Raw genomic sequence first — 8,384 nt, 5'->3', positions numbered from 1 at the left:
TAGTCCTGCTGCTTCCACCAATAGACGGACAAGCTGAGCAGCATGCCAAGCGCCGCCGCGCCAAAGCCCCAGTGCCAGCCCGCTCGTTCGCCTAGAAAGCCGACGACGACGGTACCAAGAATGCAGCCCACATAGACCGCCGCGAAGAACAGCCCGAACGCCCCATCGCGACGCCGATCGTCCGCAGCGAAGAAATGACTGACGATGGAAGAAATGGTCGGCTTGATCAGTCCAGTGCCGATCAACACCAACAGCAGCCCACCAAAGAACGACACCGAAGTGAGCTTGTAGACACTCATCGCCACTGAAGGCGCGATCCCCTGCGCTTCGGCCGCGAGCGCAATCTGTTGCGACTGTTCGGGCGTCAGCGCCCACTGACCTAAAGAAACATCCGCCGCTGACCACAGCGCACGAAACGCTGCATCGGAAACAGGATCGGAGAACTGATTGAGCAGCCAGGGAATCGCTGCCGGGCCAGCCAGCAACAAATGTCCGGCGGCGATCATCAGGCCGCCGATCAGGATGCAGCGGCGCTCGCCCCAATAGTTATTGGCAATCCAGCCGCCAAGCAGCGGCCCAGCGAACGCCGCGCCGACATAGGCACCGTACAGCTTGATTGCGTCGACCTGGCTCCAGCCGAATCCGCCCTGCTCCACGCTTGCCGTCAGGAACAGCACGAAGATGGCCATCAGGCCCCAGTAACTGAACCGCTCCCACAGCTCAGTGCCTGCGACTAGAAACACGCCCTTGGGATAGCCCCAAAGCCGCGGCTGCGTAGAGTTGGCATCATCGCTAACGGCCATGACAATCTGGCCGCTAGTCGATCACGATCAGTCGGCGCGGCAAGGTGCAGAACGTTTGCGCCCCTTGATCGGTGACGCGCAGAGTCTCGCTGAAAACGTAACCCTCTTCTTTCTCCCAAATCCCCAGGATCAGGTGCACCGTCGAGTCCGCACGCAGCTCGCGTTGATCGTCGCGTTGCAGGCTGTAACTGCCTTCCGTCCAATCGATGCCAATGCCGTAGCCGATGCGTGATTCCTTGCGCACACCGCGCCCACCAAACGCTTTCCAGAACGCTGCGTACACATCCGAACATTTGGCGCCAGTGCGAACCGTCGGCAGTGTCGCCTCGAAGCTATCTCGAACGATGGTGTCGATCTCCAGCAAGCGTGCGCCCGGCTTGCCTAGAAACACTGTGCGAGCTACAGCGGCACAGTAGCGATACCGGAATGCGCCAAGCTCGAAGTTGGTCTGCGAGTTCGGCGCGTAAACACGATCCGACCAATTCAAATGTGGCGCACTCGCGAATGGCGACACCGGCATCGTCACCGCGTCGTGAGGTATCGAACCAGGCTTGCCGGGCAAGCCGCTACACAGCTTGCCAACGATCGTCCCGCCGACTTCGCTCTCCGGCACACCCACACCGATCCGCTCGATGCCGGCCAGCAGCGCCTGCTCGCCGATGCGAGCTGCATCAGTCATCACCGCAATCTCTGCCGGTGACTTCACCGCACGAATCTCGCTCATCCAGCCGTCCGCGTTGACGAGCTCGATATCACCGAGTGCCTCGACCAACGCGGCATGAGCATCGACACCCAACCCAGGAGCGCTGCGTTCGAAGGCCAAGCGCGTAGCGCGAGTGCGGCTGCGAATGATGCGAGCGATCTCGCGCCAGACCGGCAGCAGACTCAATCCCAACACTCGTTCGTCGTACGCCACGATGCTTTCATCGGCGACCCACGTGGTGGCGGTGGCACACAACGTATCCATCTCCCGCAGGATCATGATGGGTTCTGCATCCTGCAGCGTGACCAGCATGCCCTGCGGAATGTAAGCAGAGTTTCCCTGGTAGCCGGTGAGATAACTGATGTTCGACTGACTGATGATGAATAGCGCTTCGACACCGGCGCGAGACATCTTCTGCTGGACAGCGGATAACCGTGCACGAAACTCATCCACCGCGAACGGCAGGTTCAACGTGGTGCGTGTCAGTTTATGGTTTCGATGGTTCGTGCTCATGCCATTACCGCTGCTGCTTCAACAATGTCGTCGCGCGATCCAATCGATCGCAATAGCCACTCAAAACGTCGGCAGTAGTCTTCACGTACTGCTGTACCTCGGCCCAGCGGCCTGCCTCACTGGGTTCTCGAATCCCCGGCAAGGTCTTCACGCCGTAGCCCGTCAACAATCCCGGGGCATAGACCATATGTTTGTACCAATCCCGGCCCGGCAATCCTTGCGGCGTGATGAGCGTCTGTTCCATCCCCTGTAACAGGGCATTGAGCTGGCGACGCTTGGCGGCAGGCAGAGGTGAACTCGCTGAAGCCTGCGCCAGATAGGCAGCGTCGTAGCGCTCCGCGCTCGACTTCAATCGCGCGACCACCGAGTCGAGCGCGGCAAAGTCGATCTCTGGCACCTCCGGCTCACGAGCAGGCGGCAGCACACGCCGAGTCGGATCGGCCGCGAGCACGAACGAGTTGTCGTCCAGTAACGGGTTCAACGCGAGCGACGCCTCCTGTTTTTTCTTGGTCAGCTCCTGCACCTCTTGCAGATACACCGCCACTTCCTGTGCAAAGCCGCCGAACTGCAGGGGAATGATTTCAGCCTCCGCCACCCGCAGCAGGATCCTGCCGGCCGTACGCGCTTCAGCGACACCATAGGCCAGACCGGGATCGCCGAATTTCACATAGTGATCGAACGAGTCATAGATGGAGTGATAGACACCGTCGTGCTCGCCTTCGCCACCGTACTCGATGCTCAACGCGGCGATGCCGAGATGCTGAAGAAATGGCGTGAAATCCGTGCCGCCGCCAAGCGGCTCTATCGGCAGATCCGCTGGTGACGCCGCCAGCTTGGCCTTGCGCTTCTGCTCATCGCTTGCATCGGATTCGAGTGCCGCGACCTTCAGCGACGCACGCAGACGCGCATCGACACTCACACCAGTCTGCGGATCCGTCACTCCGCGCGACACTTCGTTCACCAACGCCTGCAACGAATGACTGCCGCCTGCGACCAGAAAGCCGCGCGTGTTGGCATCGGAGTTCAGATACATCACCGCCTTGCGCTGGAGTTCGGCAGCATGTGTTTCAGCCCACTCGGTCGAGCCGAGCAAGCCGGGTTCTTCGCCATCCCAGCTGGCAAACACCAGCGTCCGGCGCGGTCGCCAGCCCTGTTTCAACAATGCGCCGATCGCTTTCGCTTCCGCCATCATCGCCACATGCCCGGACAAGGGATCCCACGCGCCATAATTCCACGCATCACGATGGTTCCCTCGCAGCACCCACTCATCGGGACTGTCGCGTCCGGCAATCGTGGCGGTGACGTTGTGGAGCGTCTTCAGATTCCAGTCCGAAACGATTTTCAGACGGACCTGCGCTGCCCCTGGCCCCAAGTGATAAGTGATCGGCAATCCGCCGCGCCAACTCGATGGCGCCACCGGCCCGGACAGCGCTTCGAGCAGCGGCTGCGCATCGGCATAGGAAATGGGCATGACTGGAATCTTCAGCACCGAGGGGGCTTCAGACACTTTCAGGCGTTGCGCCCCCTTGGTCGCACCGATGCCTGGCGTCAGAGGGTCTCCGGGATAAACCGGCATGTCCGCCACGGAGCCCCGCTGCACGCTCATCGACGGTCGCCACGCGCCGTCGGGATAGATATCGCCCTGGCCGTAGCCGTCGTCTTTTGGATCTGAGTAGATCAGGCAGCCGATCGCGCCGTGTTCGTAGGCAAGCTTGGGTTTCAAGCCACGCCAGCCGCGGCCATAGCGAGCAATGACGATCTTGCCTTTCACGTCGATGCCACGGCGAGCCAGCTCTTTGTAGTCGTCCGGCATGCCGTAGTTCACGTACACCAACGGCCCGGTGACATCGCCGTCGGCGCCATAGACCGCATAAGGCGGCAGCGAGTCCGTGCGCGACGACGTGGCATCGCCGGGAACCACGGGCTCTTTCAAACTGGCGACGAATTTGCGCGGCCCGATCATCTCCAAGGAATGCTCTTTGGGCGTCGGGTACAGCACGTCGAACGTTTCTATCTTCGCGCGCCAGCCCCATTTCTCGAATTGGTCCCGAACCCAGCGGGCATTCTTCAGGTTGTGCGCCGAGCCGACGTGATTCGCTTCGGCCGACATCAACTTCAACCATTCGGTCAGCTCAGCGGGATCGAGCTGCTCATCGAACCGCTGTTCGAGGGCTCGTTGGCTGGCCGCCGCCTCGGCCCGGAAACCGAGCATGGGCCCCGCTGGCTCAGGCTCGCTGCCCGCCGCCCCGACGCCAACCACGACCGATAGCAACGCTGCTGACAACAGCCATCGACAACAACCTTTCATCGTTCCGCCTCCTGAAAGCGTGCCTGGATCCAGTCTGCCCAGCGCCGATAGATATCCCGTTGATGCACGGGATCCTCGGGCCAGTGTCCGGAAATAGGATAGACGATGAATTGGGTCCTGACGCCGTTGTCCTTCAATGCGTGATACAACTTGTACGACTGAGAGATGGTGACGCGGGGATCGCCGCTATTCCCCAGGATCAGCGTCGGCGCTTGGATTCGATGCGCATACGCCATGGGGGACTGCCGCCAATAGTTGGCGGCGTTGTCGTTCAACCAGGGCGAGCCGTTCATGCCATGGCCGGACCAGACGTTCTCATCCGACAAGTTGTACTGATCGAGAAGATCCGTCACCGCCGCGCCCGCCACTGCCGCCCGCCAAACCGGATAGTGAGCAGCCAGCCACACCGTCATGTAGCCACCATACGACCAGCCGGACACCGCCATCCGTTGAGTGTCGACGATGCCTCGTGCCTTGAGCATCTCGACGCCGGCCATGACGTCTCGACCCGGACCATCCCCCGCATCGTTCAGGATGGCGGTTTGAAACTTCATGCCGTTGCTGCCGCTGCCTCGGTAGTTGGGCCGGAACACCAGCCAGCCGTTGGCGGCCAGCAGTTGCGACTGGCCGCCTTCGAAGTCACCCAGCGCCACCGTCGATGCCGACATCGGCCCGCCGTGAACCAGCAGCACCAGCGGATATTTCTTGCCACGCTCGAAGCCAGGCGGATAGTTGAGAACGCCCTGCTGTTCAAAACCATCGAGCGTCCAGCTCACGGTGTCGACCTGCCCCAGATCCAAGGCCGCGAGTGCATCGTTGAAACCCGTCAAACGGTTGGGTTTCGCCTGGATCGATGCCATCACGTACAACTCACGCCCCCGCTGCGGCTCGCTGCCAATAAACACCAGCGCGCCATTTCGGCTCGCGGAAAGCGAGTCCACCTGCGCAATCGCACCGAGATCGACGTGGCGGGGCGAACCTTCCCAAGGCTGTACCCACAACTTGGTGCTGGTCTCCCGCATCGCTGACATCGCCGCCAGCTTTCCGGGCAACCACACGGGCTCAGCCCATAAATCCAGATCGAGCGCGGGTGCCAGGTTGCGGCTCTCACCGCCGGATGCAGCAATCGAATACAAGCCCAGCGGACGGTAGTCAGGCTCGGCACCACGAGGCCGGCCGTAACAAATCACTGTGTCGTCGTAAGGTGGGCTCCACAACCGTTTGACCGCGCTCTCTCCTACCTTGGGAGCAGCGATTACGGTTCGCTGACTGCCATCGCTCAAGTTCAAAATGTTGAGGGATGCGTGCAGATTGGCAGCGAGGTGCGCGCTGGGTTGACTGATGAAGGCGATGGAGCGACCACCCTCCTGCCACTGCAAGCCAGTCACGCTGAACGAGCCGGAAGTCAGACGCTTGGCGGTACCGCTATTCGCGCTGATCAGCCAGAGATGCGACGGGCGCGGCGCCGATGTCGACAGGTACTCGCCCTCGCCCGCTTCGAACGACTTGTTGTGACGTTCCTCGCCCTCACGCGCGATCTCATCATCGACGCTCAGGAAGGCCAGCGATGAGCCATCCGGGCTCCAGCGAAAATCATTGACGCCGCCGCTGGCATTTGTGATCGCGCGTGCCGAGGCATTCGCCGATCCCACTTGCATCACATATATCTGCGATCTTCCATCGCTGGCTGCGTCGAGCCACGCCAATCGATCTCCGCTCGGCGACCATCGCGGCCTGCTCACACCCGTGCGGCCTAGTACGAGGTACTTCTGTGCTCCGGTCTCGACGCTCACCAACAGCAACGAACTGACGTGGCGGTTGTCCACGAAATCCTGTCGCGACGTGACCAGCGCCACTTGCTTGCCATCCGGAGAAATCCTGGCTTCCGAAAGGCCGATCTGCGCATCCAGGTCGGAGAGCGCAAGCGGCCGAGCGATCGCCGTTGGTGAACTTCCCAGAACTAACAGCACAACGCTGAGCCAGCCCAGCAGCACAGCCCGGCAAGGAATTCGATACATCATCCTTCTCCCCGCAGTACTCGACGTTTGCGTTGTTGTTCGCTCAAAGAGTTTCGATACGTCGCGGAGTGTTGCCAGAACAGCAGGCCCAGCACACACCACAGCGATATACATCCCCATTGCATCAGATCGCCGCCGCCAACGAATGCCGTCACCATGGCGCTGATCAACAGACCAATCGACAACGCGACGGCCAGCCTTGGCAATGAGAGTCCGCCCGGCACGCGATACGGCCGCACGATCTGCGGCTGCTCACGTCGCAACTTGATCAATCCCGCGCACACCAAAGAGAACACCACCAACAGTGGGATCGCCGCCATGTCGACGATGGGGCCGAGCGCTTTACGTCCCAACGCCCCCATCGACAGCGCCAGCAATGAAACGGACAACGTTGCACGTACCGGCGACGCGAAGAACGGCAGCGTCGCGCCCGCGTGCGCCATTCCTTGCAAGATGCGAGCGCCCGACAGCAAACATGCATTCCATCCCGTCAATACACCGGCCACACCCGCAACGATGACCAGAGCCGCCAGCCCAGGCTGATGCAGGCCGGTACGGAAAGCTTCGAACACGGGGAGTCCCGCGTGGCCTAGGGCAGCGCGTTCCAGAGAAACGCTTGCGGACACGATAGCGCCGCCGTAGAACAGGAACGCCGCCAGCGTGGCTATGGTCACGACTGTTCCAAGCGCACGCAGCGGTGTGTCGGCTCGTCGATCCCGCACCGCCTGTGGCAACACATCGAATCCAGAGAAAAAGAACGGCGTCACGATGGCGACCGACAATATGCTCAGCCACACACCGGACACCTCGTTAGCGGCGAACAGCGGATCGAGACGCTCTCCTTGACCGAGCCAGGCCGCACCCGCGAACAGGATCAAGCCAATGACGATCTTTGCGATGACGAACGCGTCTTGAAACAATGCGCGTGCGCCGACCCCTCGCAGATTGACGGCAGTGATTGCAATCATTCCGGTCGCTCCGATCAACAGATCGCCCCAGCGAACTGAACCAATTGCTGTGGTGTACGCGATCGAGCCGCCCAGCTGCGGGATCAGCGCCTGAATCAACCACGCCAGCGTGACGAAGTACCAAGCGCAGGTCGCTGCATAGTTGAAGACTAGCAACCATCCCGCCGCAGCCGAGACACGCTCACCAAAAGCCTCAAAGACGTAAGCCATCGAGCCGTTGGCGTCCGGATACATCGTCATCATTTCCGCGAAGCACAGTCCGATCAGCCACATCACCAGCGCGCCGATGCCGAACGCCACCAGTGCACCGATCGGTCCAGCCTCGATCACCCACATCCCGGTCGCGACAATCCAGGCGACACCGATGATCGTGCCGAACAGCACGGTGAACAGCTGAAACAGCCCGAGCCCAGCAGTGGCGGCCGAACTATTCACTGCTTGGCATCAGCCTGCGGATCGAAGCGCCAGAATCTTTCGCGCCTCGCCGATGGTCGCAACCTCGTAGCCGAGGTGCGTCACAATCTCGCCCGCTCGCTCGACCAGTTGACCGTTGGTCGCGAACACACCTCGCTTGAGATAAAGGTTGTCCTCCAAACCTACTCGCACGTGTCCGCCGAGCAGTGCCACCTGCGCCACCATCGGCATCTCGAGCGCACCGATGCCAAGCGCGCCCCACTCCGCATCCGACGGCAGTAAGCTCTTCATGTACTGGACCGTGCCAGTGTCGGCGGGCGCACCCCACAGCACACCAAGCACGAACTGAAACAACGGCGGCCCGTCGATCAAGCCTTCCTTGATCAGCTGATGACCGAACAGAATGTCGCCCGCGGCGAATACCTCCAGCTCCGGCTTGATGCCTAGCTGCTGCATCTGAGTCGCCATCGCGCGCAAGGTACGAGTGGTATTCAAGTAGACGGAGTCGACGCCGCCTTCGCTCTGATTGCTGGTCGTGAGATCCAACGACGCCATGTCCGGCAAACAGTCGCGCATGTGCTCCATTCGCTCCTCGACAGAAGCGATATCGCTCTCGGGCAGCGCGCGACCTTCGTAATCAGGGTCGGGCATGAAATG

General features: G+C 61.2%; 5 protein-coding genes and 1 pseudogene. All 6 read right to left on the bottom strand.

Annotated features, from left to right (window positions below):
• Positions 1–803: pseudogene (locus JNL55_RS14055) on the bottom strand (hypothetical protein); the annotation flags it as partial.
• Between the two features lie 13 nt (positions 804–816).
• Positions 817–2,019, bottom strand: coding sequence for a M24 family metallopeptidase (locus JNL55_RS14050; RefSeq protein WP_293854110.1), 1,203 nt, complete (start codon positions 2,017–2,019; stop codon positions 817–819).
• A 4-nt stretch (positions 2,020–2,023) separates the two neighbouring features.
• Positions 2,024–4,327 (bottom strand): transferrin receptor-like dimerization domain-containing protein, encoded by a 2,304-nt coding sequence (locus JNL55_RS14045; protein WP_293854106.1) that lies wholly within the window; start codon positions 4,325–4,327, stop codon positions 2,024–2,026.
• A complete protein-coding gene (locus tag JNL55_RS14040; protein WP_293854103.1) occupies positions 4,324–6,345 on the bottom strand; it encodes a S9 family peptidase in 2,022 nt (673 codons plus the stop codon). Before JNL55_RS14040 ends, JNL55_RS14045 begins: the two co-directional genes overlap by 4 nt.
• Positions 6,345–7,748 carry an APC family permease gene (locus JNL55_RS14035; RefSeq protein WP_293854100.1) on the bottom strand — a complete coding sequence of 468 codons (1,404 nt, stop codon included), beginning with the start codon at positions 7,746–7,748 and terminating at the stop codon, positions 6,345–6,347. The genes JNL55_RS14040 and JNL55_RS14035 overlap by 1 nt, the downstream gene beginning before the upstream one ends.
• A gap of 9 nt (positions 7,749–7,757) precedes the next feature.
• Positions 7,758–8,384, bottom strand: a 627-nt coding sequence (locus JNL55_RS14030; protein WP_293854096.1) for a 3-keto-5-aminohexanoate cleavage protein, incomplete at its 5' end; no start/stop codon positions are given.

It is taken from the genome of Steroidobacter sp. (assembly GCF_016790065.1).
GTDB lineage: Bacteria > Pseudomonadota > Gammaproteobacteria > Steroidobacterales > Steroidobacteraceae > Steroidobacter.
The sequence above is the reverse complement of the archived record's forward strand: the minus strand, read 5'-3'. Positions and strand labels throughout refer to the sequence as shown.